18 protein-coding genes are annotated in these 17,810 nt (G+C 72.4%); 2 read left to right on the top strand and 16 right to left on the bottom strand.

What is annotated here, in order from left to right; genetic code table 11:
• Positions 1 to 34: 34 nt before the first annotated feature.
• From J2Z33_RS03760 to J2Z33_RS03720, 9 genes are all read right to left on the bottom strand, one after another.
• Positions 35 to 1,150, bottom strand: a complete 1,116-nt coding sequence (locus J2Z33_RS03760) for an inositol-3-phosphate synthase (RefSeq protein WP_209838014.1) — start codon at positions 1,148 to 1,150, stop codon at positions 35 to 37.
• The gene (locus tag J2Z33_RS03755; RefSeq protein ID WP_209838012.1) at positions 1,150 to 2,073 is read right to left on the bottom strand and encodes a glycoside hydrolase 5 family protein; all 924 of its coding nucleotides are present in this window, start codon (positions 2,071 to 2,073) and stop codon (positions 1,150 to 1,152) included. The genes J2Z33_RS03760 and J2Z33_RS03755 overlap by 1 nt, the downstream gene beginning before the upstream one ends.
• On the bottom strand, positions 2,070 to 2,849 hold the full coding sequence (locus J2Z33_RS03750) for a TIGR04290 family methyltransferase (RefSeq protein ID WP_209838009.1): 780 nt from the start codon (positions 2,847 to 2,849) through the stop codon (positions 2,070 to 2,072). The genes J2Z33_RS03755 and J2Z33_RS03750 overlap by 4 nt, the downstream gene beginning before the upstream one ends.
• Positions 2,846 to 3,424 (bottom strand): histidine phosphatase family protein, encoded by a 579-nt coding sequence (locus J2Z33_RS03745; RefSeq protein WP_342454126.1) that lies wholly within the window; start codon positions 3,422 to 3,424, stop codon positions 2,846 to 2,848. The genes J2Z33_RS03750 and J2Z33_RS03745 overlap by 4 nt, the downstream gene beginning before the upstream one ends.
• Before the next feature lie 120 nt (positions 3,425 to 3,544).
• On the bottom strand, positions 3,545 to 4,570 hold the full coding sequence (locus J2Z33_RS03740) for a glycosyltransferase (RefSeq protein WP_209838007.1): 1,026 nt from the start codon (positions 4,568 to 4,570) through the stop codon (positions 3,545 to 3,547).
• Positions 4,567 to 5,361: a PIG-L deacetylase family protein gene (locus J2Z33_RS03735; RefSeq protein ID WP_209838005.1), complete on the bottom strand. Its 795-nt coding sequence runs from the start codon at positions 5,359 to 5,361 to the stop codon at positions 4,567 to 4,569. Before J2Z33_RS03735 ends, J2Z33_RS03740 begins: the two co-directional genes overlap by 4 nt.
• A gap of 3 nt (positions 5,362 to 5,364) precedes the next feature.
• Entirely contained in the window at positions 5,365 to 6,108 is a 744-nt protein-coding gene (locus J2Z33_RS03730) for a sugar phosphate nucleotidyltransferase (protein ID WP_209838003.1), read from the bottom strand.
• Positions 6,096 to 7,208, bottom strand: coding sequence for a CgeB family protein (locus J2Z33_RS03725; RefSeq protein ID WP_245218518.1), 1,113 nt, complete (start codon positions 7,206 to 7,208; stop codon positions 6,096 to 6,098). Before J2Z33_RS03725 ends, J2Z33_RS03730 begins: the two co-directional genes overlap by 13 nt.
• 796 nt (positions 7,209 to 8,004) lie before the next feature.
• Positions 8,005 to 8,310 (bottom strand): hypothetical protein, encoded by a 306-nt coding sequence (locus J2Z33_RS03720; RefSeq protein ID WP_209837999.1) that lies wholly within the window; start codon positions 8,308 to 8,310, stop codon positions 8,005 to 8,007.
• A 127-nt stretch (positions 8,311 to 8,437) separates the two neighbouring features.
• Between J2Z33_RS03720 and J2Z33_RS03715 the strand changes: the two genes are divergently transcribed.
• Positions 8,438 to 9,217, top strand: coding sequence for an SDR family NAD(P)-dependent oxidoreductase (locus J2Z33_RS03715; protein ID WP_209837997.1), 780 nt, complete (start codon positions 8,438 to 8,440; stop codon positions 9,215 to 9,217).
• Positions 9,218 to 9,272: 55 nt separating this feature from the next.
• Here J2Z33_RS03715 and J2Z33_RS03710 read toward each other — a convergent pair whose 3' ends face one another.
• Positions 9,273 to 9,776, bottom strand: a complete 504-nt coding sequence (locus J2Z33_RS03710; protein WP_209837995.1) for a YciE/YciF ferroxidase family protein — start codon at positions 9,774 to 9,776, stop codon at positions 9,273 to 9,275.
• A gap of 180 nt (positions 9,777 to 9,956) precedes the next feature.
• Between J2Z33_RS03710 and J2Z33_RS03705 the strand changes: the two genes are divergently transcribed.
• Entirely contained in the window at positions 9,957 to 11,339 is a 1,383-nt protein-coding gene (locus tag J2Z33_RS03705) for an aldehyde dehydrogenase family protein (protein WP_209837993.1), read from the top strand.
• Here the strand turns inward: J2Z33_RS03705 and J2Z33_RS03700 are convergent.
• The 6 genes from J2Z33_RS03700 to J2Z33_RS03675 are packed head-to-tail and all read right to left on the bottom strand — an operon-like array spanning position 11,317 to position 17,773.
• Positions 11,317 to 12,414, bottom strand: coding sequence for a sulfotransferase family protein (locus J2Z33_RS03700; protein WP_209837991.1), 1,098 nt, complete (start codon positions 12,412 to 12,414; stop codon positions 11,317 to 11,319). The genes J2Z33_RS03705 and J2Z33_RS03700 overlap by 23 nt on opposite strands.
• Positions 12,411 to 13,523 (bottom strand): glycosyltransferase family 2 protein, encoded by a 1,113-nt coding sequence (locus J2Z33_RS03695; protein WP_209837989.1) that lies wholly within the window; start codon positions 13,521 to 13,523, stop codon positions 12,411 to 12,413. Before J2Z33_RS03695 ends, J2Z33_RS03700 begins: the two co-directional genes overlap by 4 nt.
• Entirely contained in the window at positions 13,520 to 14,260 is a 741-nt protein-coding gene (locus J2Z33_RS03690) for a lysophospholipid acyltransferase family protein (RefSeq protein ID WP_209837988.1), read from the bottom strand. Before J2Z33_RS03690 ends, J2Z33_RS03695 begins: the two co-directional genes overlap by 4 nt.
• A 50-nt stretch (positions 14,261 to 14,310) precedes the next feature.
• Positions 14,311 to 15,840, bottom strand: coding sequence for a phytoene desaturase family protein (locus J2Z33_RS03685; protein WP_245218517.1), 1,530 nt, complete (start codon positions 15,838 to 15,840; stop codon positions 14,311 to 14,313).
• Entirely contained in the window at positions 15,837 to 17,366 is a 1,530-nt protein-coding gene (crtI, locus tag J2Z33_RS03680; protein WP_209837987.1) for a phytoene desaturase family protein, read from the bottom strand. Before crtI ends, J2Z33_RS03685 begins: the two co-directional genes overlap by 4 nt.
• Positions 17,367 to 17,380: 14 nt before the next feature.
• A complete protein-coding gene (locus J2Z33_RS03675) occupies positions 17,381 to 17,773 on the bottom strand; it encodes a DUF2141 domain-containing protein (protein ID WP_209837986.1) in 393 nt (130 codons plus the stop codon).
• Positions 17,774 to 17,810: the final 37 nt, after the last annotated feature.

Raw genomic sequence — 17,810 nt, 5'->3', positions numbered from 1 at the left:
CGGCGCCGGACGGACCCTCGCGGCCCGCCCGGCGTCACCCTTCGCGGATGAAGTCCTCGACCGCCTGATAGGCCACGTCGTCCCGCAGCTGCCGGGGCGGATGCTTGCAGAAGAACGCCGCCGGCGCCTCGATGGGCCCCGAGAGCCCCCGGTCGCGCGCCACCTTGGCGCAGCGGATCAGGTCGATGGCGACGCCCGCGCTGTTGGGGCTGTCCTCGACCGACAGCCGCAGCTCCATGTGCATCGGCACGCCGCCGAACATCGTCCCTTCCAGCCGGATGAACGCCACCTTGTTGTCGTTCTGCCACGGCACGTAGTCCGACGGCCCGACATGGATGTTCTCCCAGTCGAGCCGCTCGCCCGCCACCGCCTGCACCGCCTCGGTCTTCGAGATCTTCTTCGACGCCACCCGGTCCCGCGCCCACATATTCAGGAAATCGGTGTTCCCCCCGGTGTTGAGCTGATACGTCCGGTCCAGCCGCACCCCCCGCTTGGCGAAGAGGTCGGTCAGCACCCGGTGGACGATGGTCGCGCCCACCTGCGCCTTGATGTCGTCCCCGATGATCGGCACGCCCGCCTCGCGGAACCGCCGCGCCCAAGCCTCGTCGCTCGCGATGAACACGGGGATGTTGTTGACGAAGGCGACGCCCGCCTCCAGCGCGCATTCCGCGTAGAACTCCGTCGCCTTCTGGCTCCCCACCGGCAGGTAGTTCATCAGGACGTGCGTCCCCGTCTCGCGCAGCACCCGCACCACCTCGTCGCGGTCGGGCTCCGGCAGGTCGGCCTTCAGGAACGTCCGGTTCTCCGGCTGGTCCGCCATGTGCGGCGCGAAGCCGTCCAGCACCTTCCCCATCCGCACCTTCGCCCCCGTCTCGGGCACGTCCGCGCAGAAGGTGAGCGTGCAGTTCGGCTTCTCGAAGATCGCGCGGCCCACGTCCTGCCCGACCTTGCGCCGGTCGATGTCCCAGGCCGCCACCACCCGGATGTCGCCGGGCCGGTAGCCGCCCAGGTCCCAGTGCATCAGCCCCGTATGCTCGTTCCGGTCGTGGTCGCGATACAGCGCGATCCCCTGCACGAGCGAACTCGCGCAGTTGCCCACGCCGACGATGGCGACGTTGATCCCCTTCGGGGCCAGGTGTCCGTCGGGCATCATCCCCTCCCTGCGGTGGCGCGCGCGGGCATCGCGGGCGCGTAGCGTTCGACCATGGCGGCGCAGAAGTCGGCGAACTGCTGCGGCTCGCGCGGCGGGCTCGTGTGGTGCGGCTGCACGCCCAGGTGCTCGGGCGTGAAGCAGAAGGTCACCATCACGTCGAAATCCTGCAACGCCTCCATCTGCCGGTCGAACCAGTCCAGCGCGTTCGGCCGGAAGCTGTCCGCCCAGCTCAGCCCCGTCCGCAGGTGCCGCACCCCCAGCCGCTTCAGCCAGTCCACCGCCAGCGGCAGGCGCGGGTCCTCGAAATGGAACCACTGCATGAGCCCCATCCGGTCCGCATGGGGCGCGTAGGCCGCCAGCCCCGGCTTGGGCGTGCCGTCCTCGCGGATCAGGCCCATGTAGAAATGCCGGTAGTAGCTCGACCCCTCGGCCTCCCGGTGCCGCGTCGTGGCCTCCCACTGACGCGGCAGGTCGAACAGCGAATACCAGTAGACGCGCGGCACCCGTCCGACCAGCAGCTCGGCCGTTCGCCGGACGCCGAACTCCTGCACCTCCTCGGCCCCGAAGGACCCGACGCCCACCTCGCTCACCCAGACCGGATGACCGGGGGCCACCGCCTCGATCTCCGCGACCTTGGCGGGCCATTCCCCGATCTGCCACAGGTTCCAGTCGAGCGGGAAGCCATGCACCGCCAGCACGTCCACGTGGTCCAGCACCCCCTGTTCCTTCAGCCGCAGGATGTAGTTGGGATCGATGGGCGAGATCCCCCCCAGCACCCGCGTCATCCCCGGATTCACGTCGGCCACCGCCCGCCCGGCGAGGTTCACCATGCGCGAGAACTGCGACCAGTCCGGGTCGATCTCCGGGTCCCAGTGCGACTTGTTGTTGGGCTCGTTCCAGAACATCACGGAATCGATCATCGCGCGGCTCCCCTGGCCGGATAGGCCGCGCCCGCGCCCCATTGCGAATAGGGCACCTCCGCGCGGCGGCAGATATAGACGTCCTCGCTCGCGCGGGTCTCGATGGCGAACCCCGCCGCCCGCAGCATCGCCTCGACGCCGGCGCGGTTCGGGGCCCACCAGTTGGTCCAGTCCTCGGAATACGACTTCTCGATGAAGTAGAGCGCCGGATAGCCCACCCTCTCGAACACCGCCTCCTCCGAGAACGGCATCTCCTCCGGCACCTCCAGCACCTCCTCCGTCCCCCGCAGCAGCGACTGGAAGATCAGGAGGTCGCCCGCGACGTGCTCGCGGATCAGGTCCAGCGCGAGCAGCGGGTGCCGCAGGTGATACAGCACCCCCATGAAGATCACGACGTCGAAGCTCTCGCCCAAGGCCCCCACGTCGTAGACCTCCAGTCGCCGGAACTCGATGTCCATTCCCTCGACCTCGGCGGCCAGCCGCGCCTGCCGAAGGTAATGCTCGTCGTGGTCGATCCCGAGCACCCGCGCCGCCCCGCGCCGCTTCATCTCCAGGCTGTAGAACCCGGCGTTGCAGCCGATATCCAGCACCGACTTCCCCGACAGGTCGGCGGGCACCGCATGGTCGAAGCGCTCGAACTTGGTCCGGGGAAAGTCGCCCAGGAAGTGCCCCGGCGCCGTCTCGATGCCCCCGAGCCGCAGGTTGTGGAACCAGGGCCCCAGGGCCTCGATGCGGCGCGCGAGGTCGTCCTCGCCCGGATCGGATACGTCCTTCATGCCGTCGTCCCAAAGGTTTCGTTGAGGGAAAGCACCCGCGCGCCCCAGGGCCCGGCCTCCAGCCGGCTGACCGAGGCCGGCCCGATCTCGAACCGCAGCAGGTTGTCGAGCGAAAGCCCCAGCACGCGGGCCACAAGCGCGCGGATCATGTCGCAATGGCTCACCAGCGCGATCCGCTGGCCCCCGCGCGCCGCCAGTCCATCGACGTGCCGGGCGATGCGGTCGGCGGCCTCGCCCATGCTCTCGCCACCGGGAACGCGGGCGGTCGCGCGGCGGGCGTTCCAGTCGTCCCAGGCCGGGCCGTCCAGGTCCGCGAACGCCGTCCCCGTCCAGTCACCGAAATCCACCTCGTCCAGCGCCTCGACCACCGTAACCGGAGCGCCGCTGTGGCGCGCGACGGCCTCGGCTGTGGCGCGGGCGCGCTCGCGCGGGCTGGTCTGGATCGCGTCCAGCCCCTCGGGCGCGAGCCTCCGCCCCAACGCCTCCGCCTGCCGCTCGCCCTCGGGCGTCAGGGGAACGCCCGGTGCCCGGCCGGTGAGCCTGCGCCCGAAATCCGCGTGCGCCGCATGGCGGATCAGATAAAGCTGGACGTTGATCGGACTACCCCCGAGGCGGCTTCTACATTCCTTCGGCTACAAACGCTCGCGCGCCCGTGAGGTTCCAAGGCCCGCCGCGCTTTGGCGGGATCGCGCCGCTCACCCCGCCAGCTCCGCGTAGCGTTCGAGGTAGCGCCCCACCATCGCCTCCGCCGAGAACCGCTCCCGCGCCACGGCCCGGCAGGTCTCCGGGTCGATCCGCCCCACCTCCCGCATCGCCCGCGCCAGCCCCTCGACGCCCTCCACAAGGAACCCCGTCCGCCCGTCATCCACGATGTCGGCCAGCGCCCCGCTCGGATAGGCGATCACCGGCGTCCCCGCCGCCAAGGCCTCCATCGCGACCAGGGACGAGGTCTCCCGCGCCTTCGACGGCACCAGCAGGCAGGCCGCCCCCGCCAGCAACGCCTGCTTGCGCTCCCCTGCGACCGCCCCGACCCAGCGCCGCCGCCACGACAGGCGCGGCGCCACCGCCTCGCGGAAATGCCGCTCGTGATCGGGGTAGGGGAACACCGTCCCCGCCATCAGCAGGGGCCGCCGCGCCAGCCGAGCCGCCTCCAGCGCGTCGTCGAACCCCTTCTCCGGGCAGATCCGCCCCAGGGCGAAGGCATACCTCCGCCGCCGCACCCGCACCTCCGGGATCTCCACCCCGTTCGCGATGGGCGCCCCGATCCGCGCCCCCGGCGGGGCCGTCGCCGCCTGCGCCGCCGAGACCGGATGCAGGAAGGTCCGGGGCCGCGAGGGCGACAGCGCCTCGGGCGGATACCAGTCCAGCGGCAGATGCAGCGTCACCAGCACCGGCGGCCCCGACTCGGGCAGGTAGGTCGGGAAGTCGATCCCGTGCAGGTGGATCACGTCCACCCTCTCGCGCGCCACCACCTCGGCGATCCGGTCCCGCACGGCGGCCCGCACCCGCCCGGCCTCCGCCTCCCCGATCGGCCCCGCCACGGGGGGGACAGGCCACAACTCCCCCGCCACCTCCGACCCCTCCGGCGCGATCACCAGCGACCGGTGCCCCGCCGCGACCAGCGCCCGGTCGAGCCGCGCCAGCACCTGCTCCGCGCCCCCCACCGGATCGGCCGTCACGGGCGCGAGCGGATAGGCCACGCTCAGGACCGTCAGCCTCATGTCCCGAAGCGGTCCAGCAGCGCATCCGCCTCCGCGCGCCACACCTCCGGCGTCATTGCCCAGCCCAGCCGCCCGTACCACGCCTCCCCCGGAGGCGCAGATCGGCGGAAGTCATAGGACGGCGCGACCCGCAGCCGCTCCTCCCACTCCGGCACCTGCGAGAGAAACTTCTCCTGGCTCGCGAAGCGCGACAGCCCGAACCGCCGCCGCGCCCGGTCCTCCTCCGACAGCGGCAGGACCGTCTCCGGACACCCCCCGTCCTCCCAGAACCGCCCGAACACGGCCCGCCCGTCCCGCAGATGATACCCCGGGAATTCATAATGCACCGGCCCCGCCCGCCCTTCGGCCCGCAGCGCCCCCAGCGCCAGCGCCACGCAGAGCGCCGCCGCGTCGTGGTCCGGGTGCCCATGCTCGTAGGCGTGCGTGACGACCGCCGCCGCGTCCCGAAGCTCGCGTCCCAGCGCCTTCAGGATCGCCGCCCCATGCCGGATCGCCTCCTGGTCTGGATGCCAGCAGCAGCGCAGGTCGGCCCCGCAGCCCAGCGCCGCCATGGCGGCCCGCAGCTCCTGACGGCGCAACTGGGCATAGTCCTCCACAGCCGCCACCCCCGCGCGCCCCGCGTCGGCCCCGTCGCGCGGCGCGCCGTCCGTCAGGTGCACGATGCAAAGGTCGTCGAACAGCCGCAGCCGGCTCGCCAGCGCCAGCGTCTCGTCGTCGGGATGCGCCACGACCAGCACCACCCGCTCGGGCACCCGCTCCCCGCGCGCCAGCCGTTCGGGCAGCCCGTCCATGGCCTAGCGCGCGACCTGCGCCATCCCCGGCCCCAGCAGCTCCATCGCCATCCGATAGCCCTCCAGCGTCCCCACGTCGGCATAGAGCGTCCCGGCCCGCACCCCCACCGCCTCGCCGCCCTGCGCGAGCCAGGCGTTGACCAGCGTGCCGATGTATTCGTCGGGCTCGGGCCGCGCCTGCCAGAAGGCGCGCAATTCGTGATACACGTGCCCTGGCATCTTGAACGCGCCCCAGATCCAGTTGGACCGCACCTCGGGCGACTTCACGTCGATGGCCAGCACGCGGCCCGCCTCGTCCGTCACCACGGCGTCGAAGACCTCGGGCGTCTCCACGGGGAACAGCAGGAACGACAGCCGGTCGTCGGGCAGGGCGCGCAAGGCATCCTCGGGGAACCAGATCGTGTCGGGCAGCCCCACCAGCACCGGCTCGTCATGGGGGATCACCGCATGGGCACGAAAGATCGCGTCGCAGAGCCCCAAGGCCGTCGGCTGCACCACGAAGGCGATCTCGGCCACGTCGCAATGCCCGCCGTAGTACTTGAGGATGTCGCCCTTGCTGGGCGAGATCACGAAGCACACCTTCGTCGCCCCCGCCAGCGCCATCCGGTCCACGAGGTATTCGCTCACCGCCTTGGGCCGCGCCCGCCCGTCGCCCGACAGCCGCCCGCCCACCGGCAGGAGCTCCTTGGAGAAGGCCAGCGGCTGGATGCGCGTCCCGTTCCCGGCCGCCGGGATTATTCCCCACATGACACGCTCTCCCCCCTGATCCTCGCCCCTTCCGGCGCGGACCCGCCCAGAAGCGCCACCAGCTCCGCCGCCCGCGCGTCCGAGCTGTGCTCGGCCAGCACCCGCTCCCGCGCGGCCCGCCCGATGCGGGCCAGATCCGCGTCCCCTCTCTCCAGCGCCGCCACCGCGTCGGCGGTCGTCCGCGCCGTCAGGATCTCCTGCCCCGGCACGAAGAACTCCCCCAACCCCTCCCACACGTCGCTCAGCACCGGCACGCCGCAGGCCGCCGCCTCGAAGAGCCGCCCCGACGGGCACCACCCCATCGCCGCCATCGCCCCCCGCGTGACGTTCAGCGTCAGCCGCGACGAGGCGAAGAAGGCCGGATGATCGGCGGGCGGCAGGTGCTTCACGAAGAAGATGTTGTCCGTCCATGGGAAGTCCGGCGGATAGCCCGCCCCCGCCAGCACGAAGCGCCGCTCCGGCCGCGCCCGCGCCGGCTCCACGAACAGCGCCTCCAGCGCCGCCTGCCGGTCGGCGGCGTAGGTGCCCAGATAGGACAGGTCCCCCCGGAACGCCGCATCCGGCCGCCCCGGCCGATGCACCCTCGGATCGACGTGGCCGTAAAGCGGCGCGACCCGCCGCGCGCCCAGCCGGCTCCGCAGCAGGTCCAGCGCCATGCCGCCGGTGTAGCTCAGCACGAGGTCGAAGTTGCCCAGCCCCTCGGGCGGCAGGAAGTCCACCGCCTCGCCGCTCTCCAGCCGGGCCAGCGTCACGGGCGTGTCCATGTCGTAGAAGACCGTCACCCCCGGCGACGCCTCCCAGGCCAGCCGCGAGGCCGCCGGGCCGTCCGGGCAGAACGACGTGACCATCACCGCGTCCGCCCCCGCCGCCTCGGCCTGCGCGCGCGCCGTCACGGAGTCCCAGTCGGGATAGAGCACCAGCTCCGCCCCCTCGGGCAAGGCCGTCAGGTCGCGCGTCTCGGCGTACCACGGCACGTCGCGCTCGAAGAAGGTGACCCGGTGCCCCTGCCGCGCCAGCGCGCCGATCAGCCCGCGCCACAGCGTCGCGTGCCCGTTCCCCCAGGAGGAGCTCACGGCCAGCCCGAAGACCACCAGTTTCATCCGCACCCCTGTCCGCGCGCCCCGGCCCGGATCGGCCGCCCACGACAACCGGGCCGGGCGACGCAAGTTCCCGGTCCCGTGACCGCTATTTGCCGGGGCTGCCGTCGCAGGGGGGCTCTGCCCCCCGCTTCGCTCCCCCCGGGATACTTGGAGTCAAAGAAAGGCCACGGCGCGACGAGGGGCGGCGCCGGTTCGACCCCGGCCTCCATCTCCGCGCCACGACTCCCGCCGCGTAGGGTGGGGTTTCACCCACCATGCGACCGCAACGCCGGGCGGGATTGTGGCCTGGTGAGGTGAAACCCCACCCTACGTCCGCCTATGCCCACCTCCGTCCGGGGTGTTGCGCGAAGTGCCCCCCGACCGTTCGTTGCTGACACCACCTGTTAACGCCTGCGTGCGACTCTCTCCCCCGCACGACCACACGCAGCGGCTCCCCCGCCGCACGGCCCGGCGCTCCCCAGGGGCGGAGACGCCGGCCCCGACGGCGGGGGGCGGAAAGGAGAGACAAGGACGAAGGGACGCCCATCCGCAAGGAGGGCTCGAACGAACGCGATGGGCCAGGAGCGGCCAGATACCCGGCCAGGGAGGCCGAGGCGCCCCACGGGCGTTCTCCCTCGATGCCACTGAGACCCAGCCCGCTAAATAGCGGCCGGTGCTCCCGCTCGCGCGCCCCTGGTCCCCGCGAGCCCGGGAGTGAACCCGGAGGCCTCGCGGGGATTTAGTCTGTGCGGCCGGCCCTTCCTCCGGTCCCAAGCATCCCGGGGTGAAGCCCCGAAGGGGCGAGGGGCAGAGCCCCTCACCCGCGAGAGGCGTGGTGATTCCCGCCCTCCCGCTTCTCGGCCGTCTCCCGCCCCACCAGCTTGTTGAACAGGCTCTTCTCGTCGAAGAGCAGCGCGAGGTTCTTGGCGTCGAACTCCTCGAAGAACTCCTCCCAGGTGATCTCCACGAGGTTGTCGTGGTGCGAGTTGGGGGCGTCGGGGAACATGATGCGGATCAGCCCCACGTCCTTGTCGGAGTGGGTCCGGTCCACGGCGGCGGGCTTGCCGCCCTTGCTCTCGGCCCATGTGCGGATCGTGTCGTGATCGGTCGTGGTCTCGGCCATGATCGGGCTCCTGTCGTGCTTCGACGCGCCAACCCGCGCGCCTCGCCCCGGTTCCGGCGGAACGCCCGCCCAGCCGAGGCGTTGGGCGGGATAGCCGCCCCGGCAGCCCCCGTTCAGGAGTTCCCCCATGCCCCGTCCCCTCGCCCTCGTGACCGGCGCCTCCTCCGGCATCGGCTACGAGCTCGCCAAGCTGGCCGCCGAGAACGGCCACGACCTCCTCGTCGCCGCCGACCGGCCCGAGATCCAGCAGGCCGCCCAGGACTTCCGCGCCTTGGGCGCGCAGGTCGAGGCCGTGGAGGTGGACCTGTCCACCACCGACGGCGTGGACAAGCTCTACGCCGCCGCGCGGGGCCAGCCCGTGGACGTGCTGATCGCCAACGCCGGGCACGGGCTCGGCCACGCCTTCCTCGACCAGGAGTTCAAGGACGCGCGCCACGTCGTGGACACCAACGTGACCGGCACGATCTACCTGATCCACAAGGTCGGCCAGGACATGCGGGCGCGCGACCAGGGCCGCATCCTCATCACCGGCTCCATCGCCGGCTTCATGCCGGGATCGTTCCAGGCCGTCTACAACGGCACCAAGGCCTTCATCAATTCCTTCGCCTTCGCCCTGCGGAACGAGCTGAAGGACACGAAGATCACCGTCACCGACCTGATGCCCGGCGCCACCGAGACCGAGTTCTTCGAGCGCGCCGACATGGAGGACACCAAGGTCGGCACCGCCAAGAAGGACGACCCCGCCATGGTCGCCAAGGTCGGCTGGGATGCGATGATGCGCGGCGACGGCGACGTGGTGGCGGGCTGGAAGAACAAGCTCCAGTCGGCCATCGCCAACATCACCCCCGCCGGGATGCTGGCCGAGCAGCACCGCAAGATGTCCGAGCCCGGCACAGGTACCCAGTAACGACGAAGGGCCGGCGGATCGCTCCGCCGGCCCCCATCCCGTCCCGTCGCCCGTATCAGGCGGCGCGGGCGTTGACCTTGGCCTCGGCCATCGCCGTCAGCTTCTTGTCGGTCGCGTATTCCTCGTCGAGGTTCTGCTGGAGAACGCTCGCGCAGTCGTTGCGGCCAAGCTGCTTGGCCCAGGCGATCAGCGTGCCGTAGCGGGTGATCTCGTAGTGCTCCACCGCCTGCGCCGAGGCGAGCAGCGCGGCGTCCAGCACCTCCTTGTCGGCGATCTCGCCCGCCGTCTCGTTGGCTTCCTTGATGATGCCGTCGATGGCCGGGCAGTCCACCGCCTTGGGCTCGTGACCGTGCATCTGGAACACCTGTTCCAGCCGCTTGATCTGGTTCTGCGTCTCGGCGAGGTGCTGCTCGAAGCCCGCGCGCAGGCCGGGGTCGGTCGCCTTGGCGATCATCGTCGGCAGCGCCTTCGTGATCTGGTTCTCGGCGTAGTAGATGTCCTGAAGCTGGTGCACGAAGAGGTCGTCCAGCGTCTCGATGTCGGCAGTGAACATTCCCATGGAGAAATCCCTCTGGTTGCGGGGGCCGGGGCCGAGAGGCCAGCCGGACCGCCTAGGCCGAGGGAACGTCGCCGCGCGGTGACGGTTCCGGCCCCGCGTCGAAACGGGCGGGCCGCCGCCGTTGCCGTTCCGCCGCGCCGGTCCTAGCGTGGTCGCGGGCCAACGGGGCAGGGGACCGGGATGGACGGCGGCAGGGGACCGAACGCGGCAGAGCAGGCCCGCATGGCCTTCGAGGCGCTGCACGGCAACCCGCCCGACCTCGCCGCCCGCCGCGCCCACATCACCGCCCTGCGCCGCGCCGCCCGCGACGCCGCCGAGGATCTCGCCCGCGCCGTGGACGCCGACTTCGGTGGCCGCCCGCGCGCCGAGACGATGCTCGCCGAGGTCGGCCTCGTCCTCGCCCACGCCGACTGGACGCTGCGCCGCCTGCCGTCCTGGACAAAGGTCCGCCGCGTCCGCCTGCCGCCCGAGTTCCTGGGCGCCTCGGGCCGGGTCGAGAGGGTGCCGCTGGGCCGCGTCGCGATCCTCGGCCCGTGGAACTACCCGATCCAGCTCACGCTCCTGCCGCTGGTCGCCGCGCTGGCCGGGGGGAACCGCGTGATCCTCAAGCCGTCCGAGGCCACCCCCCGCACGGCGGCGCTCCTCGCCGAGGTGCTGGGCCGGGCGCTGCCCTCCGACCTCGTGCAGGTGGTCGAGGGCGGCCCCGCCCTCGCCCGCGCCCTCTGCAACCTGCCGCTCGACGGGCTGTTCTTCACCGGCTCCACCCGCACGGGCCGCGAGGTCGCGATGGCCGCCGCGCGCAATCTGACGCCCGTCACGCTGGAGCTCGGCGGCAAGTCTCCCGCCATCCTCCTCCCCGACGCCGACCTGCCCCAGGCCGCGCGGGCGTTGATGGCAGGCAAGCTCTTCTCGGCGGGGCAGACCTGCGTGGCCCCCGACTACGCCCTCGTCCCCCGCGCCCGCATGGCCGAGGTGGTCGAGGCGCTCCGCGCCGCCACGCAGCGGCTCTACCCCGACCCGGACGGGGCGGACTACGCCGCGATCCTGCGGCCCCAGGACCACGCGCGCCTCCTTGGGCTCCTGCGGATGCAGGGCGCGGTGGCGCTGATGGACCCGATGCCGCTCGCCCCCCGGCTCGGCGCCTGGGCCGTCCCCGACGCGGACCCCGACTCGCCCCTGATGCGCGAGGAGATCTTCGGCCCGATCCTCCCGCTCATCCCCTACGACGACCTGACGCAGGCCGAGGCCTTCGCCAACGCCCGGCCCTGTCCGCTGGCGCTCTACGTGTTCGGGCAGGACCGCGCGGCCTGCGAGGGCGTGGTGGCGCGGGTCCGCTCGGGCGGGGCGCTGGTCAATGACACGCTCCTTCAGGTGGCGGCCCACACGCTCCCCTTCGGCGGCGCGGGCGAGTCGGGCTTGGGCGCCTACCACGGCGAGGAGGGCTTCCGCGCCTTCACCCGCCCGCGCAGCGTCATGGTCGCGTCAAGGCTTATGCCCGCCCGCCTCGGCCGCCCGCCCTTCGGGGCGACCGTCCAGCGGATCATCCGGTTCCTGTTGCGCTAGGCCCGCCATAAAGCGCCAGCTCCTCCGGCCAGGCCGCGCCCAGCCGGCGCAGCTCGGCCTCCCCCAGTCGCGCCCCCTCGGGTCGGAACCCCGCGACCTCGGCCAGATGCGCGTCGATCCGCGCCAGGGCGTCGGGCGGCGCGGGCAGGTCCAGCCGCGCCCAGAGCCGCCGCAGGACCCCGCGCGGATCGGCGACCAGCTCCTCGAAGCCCACCTCGGCGAACTGCCGGGCGGGCAGGGCGGCGGTCTGCGCCCGCAGCGCCCGCATCGCCAGCGGATAGGTCTCCAGCACCGCCGCGTCGATCTCCTCCTCGGGCACGTCCTGCAAGGCGAGTTCCCGCATGGTCCGCCGCAGCGCCCGGCGCGAGGAAGCAAAGACCGCGCGGGGGTCGCGGTGAATGTGGACGATCCGCGCGCCCGGAAAGAGGTCGAGCAGCACGCCCACCTGCGCCGTGTAGGCCGGGTTCTTGAGCAGCAGCGGCTGTCCCTTCGCCCGCCGCGCCAGCGCCCGGACATAGCGCCGGATCGCCCGCCGCCGCTCGGGACCGGCGGGACCGGCCAGCCCATCGCGGTAGTCCTTCGCGAAGCGGCGCGGAAAGTAGACCGCGTGGAAGTAGCTGCCCATCCCGAGGTTCGCGAGCCCCACCTCGTCCTCGGTCGGGGCCTCCGGCCCCATCGCCACGCCGTCGATCAGCCGGGTGCGGGGCAGGTAGGGGTCGATGAAGACCTTGGCGACGGGGGCGAGCGTCAGCGGCTCCCACGGCATCGCCGCCAGGACGGGCGGCGCGGTGGCGAAGGCCCCCGAGGCCGCCATGAGGTTGTGCAGGTGCGTCGTCCCGCTGCGCGGATAGCCCACGATGAACACCGGCGGCGCGACCCTCGCCGGCCACGCCGCCCCAAGCGCGAGGTCCGCCACCGTGAAGGGCAGCCGCACGACCGAGGTCGCCAGCGCCACCGCGTAGGCCGGCCAGCCCCGCGCCGAGGGCGGCCCGTTCCGCGCCACCAACCGCAGGAGCGTCACCGGGTCCGCGCCGCAGAGCGGATGAAAGACGCGGTGCCAGGGAAAGCCGCTCATACGTCGTAGCTGCGCCCGCGCCACACCGCCGGGCTTCGCCGCCGCCCGCGCAGGAGGGCGCTCCACTGGATCGCCAGAGTCACCGCCACGCCCACCGGGTGCAGCACCACCGACACCCACGACGCCCGCATCCGCAGCGCCGTCGCCGCCGCCGCCGCCCAGGCCAGCACCGCCGCCGCCAGCGCGGCCCGGGACGCCAGCCCATCCGCCCAGGGCAGGAGCAGGAGCGGCAGCAGGTGCCCGCCCCCCAGCAGCAGCGTCCAGAGCGGCAGCGCCGTCCGCGTCGCCATCCCCTCCCGCGCGTTCTTGGAGAACCCGGCCCAGAGCGCGCTCCAGGTCCGATACATCCGGCAACTCGCCAGCCCCGTCAGGTCGCAGAGATCCGTCGCGAAGCCCGCCCGCCGCACCGCCCTCGCGAGGCTCAGCCCGTCGTGGATGGACCGCCGGATGCCCGAGTGGCCTCCGGCGGCGTCATAGGCGGGCCGCGTGACCGCCAGCACCTGGCCGCAGGCGGCGGCGAAGCGCGGGTCCGTCGGTTGCCGCCGCGCCAGGCCCAACGGCAGGTAGCCCAGCAGCACCACGAAGATCTGCGGGATCGCCACCTTCTCGCCCAGAGTCCCGGTGATCTGGCGCGGGAAGCCGCTCGCCAGCCCCAGCCTCTCCTGCTCCACAAAGGCCGCCAGCCGCGCCAGCGCCTCCGGGTGCAGCCGCACGTCCGCGTCCACATAGACCAGCAGCGAATGCCGCGCCGCGAGAGAGAGCTGACAGCACGCGTGCGACTTGCCGATCCAGCCCGGCGGCAGCGGCGCGCCCCTGACCAGCCGCACCCGCGAGTCCGCCGCCGCGAACCGCCGCACCGCCTCGGCCGTCCCGTCCGAGGAGTCGTCGTCCAGCACGACGACCTCCAGCTCCACGTCCTTCGACGCCAGCACCGTCTCCAGCAGCGGCCGGATGTTCGCTTCCTCGTCGCGGGCGGGGATCAGGACCGAGACCTGCCGGAGCCCACCCCTCGATGCCGGCGGCGGACGGTAGGCCCGGAGGTTGGCGAAGGTCATCCCGGCATAGAGCCCCGCCAGCAGCAGCGACAGGATCGCGAGCTCCAGCATCATCGCCCGCCCTCCGCCATGTGGTCCGGCACGTGCCGCTCGCCTCGGGCGAGCGCCCGAAGCCGCTGCCACGCTCCATAGATCCCGCCCACGCCCGCCTTGCCGGCCAGCACGTTCCCGAAAGCCCCAGGATCGCGCGCCTGCGCCAGAGCCGCCAGCCGGTCGCAGGTCGCCCCCAGCGCCGCCTCCAGCCGCGGCCCCCAGGCGGCCGCGTCGCCCCCGCCCTCCTGCGGCGTCCCGAAGGCGGCCAGCGCCTCGGGCCGCTTCTCGCTCCAGAACGGATACTCCAGCGCCAAGGGCACCGCGACCGCGCCCGGCACCCGCGCCATCAGGTGCGCCACGCCGGGTCGAAGCCCCAGCGGCCTCTCGCGAGGGTCGGCGAAGCGCCCCTGCGCCGTGACCCACAGCATCCGGCGCGGGTCCGCCAGGATCGCCCCCGAGGTCGCGAGGAAACGCGCCGCACCGACGCGCCCCTCCTCGACGCCGAACAACCCGATCCGCCGGAAGAAGCCGTAGCGCTCCAGCATCGCCGCCTCCATCGGCCCATAGCCCTCGCGTCCGGGGAACAGCCGCGAATGCAGCACGATGACAAACGCCGGGTCCCACCAGGACGGGTGGTTCGTGTAGACGATCACCGGCCGCCCCTCGGGCAGCTCCGGCACCCCCGGCCGCGCCAGCCGCACGGCCCGGAAGGCCCCCGCCATCTGCCGCGCCATGACGCCCGCGAAGAACCGCGTCATCCCGGGATGCCGCAACGCCACCGGGTCCGCGCCGCGCTGGAGCCGCCTGCTCACTGCGCGGCGACGACCGGGGCGTTGGCCGTCGCGTCCTGATGCAACGTGTCCGCCGCGATCCATCCCGACATCAGCGCCATCGGCATCCCCGGCCCCGGATGCGCCGACCCGCCCGCCAGATACAGCCCCCGCACCTGCCGCGAGCGGTTCCCCGGCTTGAACGCCCCCATCACCTTCCCGTGCGAGGCCAACCCGTAGATCGCCCCGTTCAGCACCTTGTAGCGGTCGTGGATGTCCTGCGGCGTCAGCGTCCGCTCCACCACGATCCGCTCCTCCAGGTCGCCCATCCCCGCCGCGCGGCCCAGCTTGTCGAGGATCACCCGCCGATACTCCGGCAGCATCCGCGACCAGTCGTGCCGGTCGCGCAGGTAGGGCGTGTGCACCAGCACATAGAGCGCCTCCCCCCCCTCCGGCGCGACCCCCGGCTCGGTCCGCGCGGGGGCGGCGATGTAGGCCGTGGGGTCCGGCGCGGGCTCGCCCCGGTCGTAGATCGCGCCGAACTCCTCCTCGGGGTCGCGCGAGAAGACGAAGTTGTGGTGCGCCAGATGATCGTAGGCCTTCCGCAGCCCGAGATAGAGCACCACGCCCGAGCACGCCGCCTCGCGCGTCCTCCCGCGCGAGAAGCTGTCCCAGGTCGCGCCGCCCACCAGCTCCCGGTAGGTCCGCACCGAATCCATGTTCGACACGATGCGGTCGAACTCCAGCCGCTCGCCCTCGGCCGTGACGGCGGCCGTCGCGCGCCCATCCTCGGTATCGATGCGCGTCACGTCCACGCCGGTCCGCAGGTCCACGCCCAGCTCCTCGGCCAGCCGCGTCAGCGCCACGGGCACCGCCCGCGTCCCGCCCATCGGATACCAGACGCCCTCGCCGAGTTGCATCTGCGCGATCCCGCAGAGCACCGCCGGGGCGCCCAGCGGGCTGCTCCCGACATACTGGATGAAGTGCTCCAGCATCTGCCGCACGCGCGGGTCGGCGATGTTCCTCTTGATCTGCCCGGCGACCGTCCGGTGCATCCGCAGCGACAGCACGTCCGACAGCGTGCTCAGGCTCATGTTGGCCTTCAGGTTCATCGTGTCCTTCAGGTCCTCGACGGACTTCCAGAAGAAGAACCTGTCGGACACGTCCGCGAGCCGCTTGGCCACCGCCATGAAGTCGTCGAAGCCGCGCGTGTCGCGGGGGCTCAGCGCCCCGATCGCCGCCCGCGCCTCGGCCTCCGTCTCCCGCAGGTCCAGCACGGTGCCATCGTCGTAGAAGCACCGCCACTGCGGGTCGAGCCGCACCAGCGTCAGGTAGTCTGACAGCTCCCGCCCGGCCTCCGCGAAGATGCGCTCCAGCACGCGCGGCATGGTCAGGATCGTCGGCCCCATGTCGAAGCGGAAGCCGCCGTCCTCCAGCACGGCGGCCTTGCCGCCCAGCCAGGCGTTCTTCTCCAGCAGCGTGACCTTGTGCCCCCGCGCCGCCAGCGTGCAGGCGGCGGCCAACCCCCCCAGGCCCCCGCCGATGATCCCCGTCCCGCCGATCCTCATTCCGCCGCCTCCGCCATTGCGCTCTCGGGCACGCGGCCCGCATCCAGTCCCAGGTCCTTCGCGAGCAGCTTGGTCGCGATCCGGGCCGATTCGAAGATGGTGGGCAGCCCGCTCCCCGGATGGGTGCCGCCCCCCGTCAGATACACGCCGTCCAGATCCTCGAACCTGTTCCGGGGCCGCAGGTGCAGCATCTGTCCCAGGTTGTGCGCGAGGTTGAACGTCGCCCCGTGGTGGATGCCCATGTCGCGCCAGTCGGGCGGCGCGACCATCCTTTCGGTGCGGATCAGCGGCCGCAGATCGTGGCCGGTCAGCACCTTCAGCCGATCCAGCACCGCCTCGCGGTAGGGCGCGGCGATGGCCCGCCAGTCCGTCCCGGTGGCGAGATTGCCCACGGGGACCAGCACATAGAGCGCCGAATGGCCGGGCGGGGCCAGCGACGGGTCGGTGACGCTGCCGTTCTGGACGTAGATCGAGGGCTCGAACGGGGCTTGTCCCGCCTCGATCTCGCGGATGTTGCGCTCGTAGTCGCGGCTCAGGTGGATGGTGTGGTGCGCCATCTCGGGGAACGTCCCCTCGACGCCCAGATAAAGCATGAAGGTCGAGCAGGAGTAGCTCTTCGAGTCGATCTTCGCGTCCGTCCACCGCCGCCGCAGCGCGTCGGGCACGAGGCTCCGCATCGCGTGGGCGAAGTCGGCGTTCACCACCACCGCGTCGGCGCCGTAGCTTCCCTTCGCCGTCCGAACCCCCGTCGCGCGACGGCCATCGAACGTCATCGCCTCCACGGGCTCCGACAGCCGCACCTCGACGCCCATCCGCGCGAGGCACTCCGCCATGGCGCGCGGGATGGCGTTGCAGCCGCCCATCGGGTGCCAGACCCCGTGCCCGTATTCGATGTGCGCCAGTATCGTGAACAGCGACGGGCACTTGAAGGGGGACATCCCCAGATATTTCGACTGGAAGCTGAACGCGAGCCGTGTGTCCGGGTTGCGGAACCACCGCTTCAGGTCCGCGTCCACCGTGGCCCAGGGCCGCAGGTGGGGTAGGGCCTTCGCCATGGCCACGTCCGCGAAGGCCCCGAGCCCCAGGAACGGCTTCTGGAGCACCGGCCGAAACGCCTCGAACTTGGCGCGGTTGTCGGCGAGGTAGGCCTCGACGTTCCGCGCGTCCTCCGGGTCGATCCGCGCCACCTCGGCCTTGAGCCGCGCCACGTCCGGCGTCGCGTCGAAGGTCCGCCCGTCCTCGAACCGCAGCCGATACATCGGGTCGAGCCGCGTCATCGGCACCATGGCGTCGAAGTCGAAGCCGCAGGCGGCGAAGATCTCGCGCGGGATCTCCGGGTAAAGGAAGAACGTCGGCCCGGTGTCGAAGGTGAACCCGTCCTGCTCGATGGCCGCCGTGCGCCCGCCGACGCGCGGCGCGCGCTCCAGCACCGTCACCTCGGCCCCCGCCGCCCGCGCCAGCATCGCCGCCGCGAGGCCCCCCGGCCCCGCCCCGATCACCACGACCCGGCGCCCGCGACCAGCCATCCGCCGTCCCATCCTCACTGAAAATACCTCATCGTCAGTTTCACTGTCGCCCCCGTCTCGGGGAGCGCGAAGGCCGCGTCCCCCCAGCGCGGCGGCCCGAACCGCATCGGCGCATCGCGCGAGAAGCCCATTCCTTCCGTCGGCAGGAACCCCGGCCGGTCGAGCGTCCGGTTGTCGTTCTCGTCGTGGACCACCTGCACGGCGTAGGTCCCCGGCGGAACCCCGGTCACCGTCACCACCCCGCCCGAGGCCGGCGCGCTGCCGAAATGATCGCAGGCCGGCTTGAGGAAGTCCTCCTCCACGCAGACGGCGGCATAGACAGTCCCCGTCGCGTTCCGCAGCCCCTCGACCTCGATCCGCAGGTCGGCCGCCCCGCCGGGCAACGCCGGGAGCAGCGCCAGAGCCACCCCCCACGCGCTTTTCGTTTGCCAAACCACCGCCGGA

The organism is Rubellimicrobium aerolatum (assembly GCF_017872975.1).
GTDB lineage: Bacteria > Pseudomonadota > Alphaproteobacteria > Rhodobacterales > Rhodobacteraceae > Rubellimicrobium > Rubellimicrobium aerolatum.
Note: the sequence above shows the minus strand (reverse complement) of the source record. Positions and strands in the feature narration are given on the sequence as shown.

What these genes read in the sequence shown, in the direction of transcription:
- J2Z33_RS03760 (WP_209838014.1), bottom strand. Translation starts at nt 1,150, where the DNA reads ATGCCCGACGGACACCTGGCCCCGAAGGGGATCAACGTCGCCATCGTC.
- J2Z33_RS03755 (WP_209838012.1), bottom strand. Translation starts at nt 2,073, where the DNA reads ATGATCGATTCCGTGATGTTCTGGAACGAGCCCAACAACAAGTCGCAC.
- J2Z33_RS03750 (WP_209838009.1), bottom strand. Translation starts at nt 2,849, where the DNA reads ATGAAGGACGTATCCGATCCGGGCGAGGACGACCTCGCGCGCCGCATC.
- J2Z33_RS03740 (WP_209838007.1), bottom strand. Translation starts at nt 4,570, where the DNA reads ATGAGGCTGACGGTCCTGAGCGTGGCCTATCCGCTCGCGCCCGTGACG.
- J2Z33_RS03735 (WP_209838005.1), bottom strand. Translation starts at nt 5,361, where the DNA reads ATGGACGGGCTGCCCGAACGGCTGGCGCGCGGGGAGCGGGTGCCCGAG.
- J2Z33_RS03730 (WP_209838003.1), bottom strand. Translation starts at nt 6,108, where the DNA reads ATGTGGGGAATAATCCCGGCGGCCGGGAACGGGACGCGCATCCAGCCG.
- J2Z33_RS03725 (WP_245218518.1), bottom strand. Translation starts at nt 7,208, where the DNA reads ATGAAACTGGTGGTCTTCGGGCTGGCCGTGAGCTCCTCCTGGGGGAAC.
- J2Z33_RS03720 (WP_209837999.1), bottom strand. Translation starts at nt 8,310, where the DNA reads ATGGCCGAGACCACGACCGATCACGACACGATCCGCACATGGGCCGAG.
- J2Z33_RS03715 (WP_209837997.1), top strand. Translation starts at nt 8,438, where the DNA reads ATGCCCCGTCCCCTCGCCCTCGTGACCGGCGCCTCCTCCGGCATCGGC.
- J2Z33_RS03710 (WP_209837995.1), bottom strand. Translation starts at nt 9,776, where the DNA reads ATGGGAATGTTCACTGCCGACATCGAGACGCTGGACGACCTCTTCGTG.
- J2Z33_RS03705 (WP_209837993.1), top strand. Translation starts at nt 9,957, where the DNA reads ATGGACGGCGGCAGGGGACCGAACGCGGCAGAGCAGGCCCGCATGGCC.
- J2Z33_RS03700 (WP_209837991.1), bottom strand. Translation starts at nt 12,414, where the DNA reads ATGAGCGGCTTTCCCTGGCACCGCGTCTTTCATCCGCTCTGCGGCGCG.
- J2Z33_RS03695 (WP_209837989.1), bottom strand. Translation starts at nt 13,523, where the DNA reads ATGATGCTGGAGCTCGCGATCCTGTCGCTGCTGCTGGCGGGGCTCTAT.
- J2Z33_RS03690 (WP_209837988.1), bottom strand. Translation starts at nt 14,260, where the DNA reads ATGACGCGGTTCTTCGCGGGCGTCATGGCGCGGCAGATGGCGGGGGCC.
- J2Z33_RS03685 (WP_245218517.1), bottom strand. Translation starts at nt 15,840, where the DNA reads ATGAGGATCGGCGGGACGGGGATCATCGGCGGGGGCCTGGGGGGGTTG.
- crtI (WP_209837987.1), bottom strand. Translation starts at nt 17,366, where the DNA reads ATGGCTGGTCGCGGGCGCCGGGTCGTGGTGATCGGGGCGGGGCCGGGG.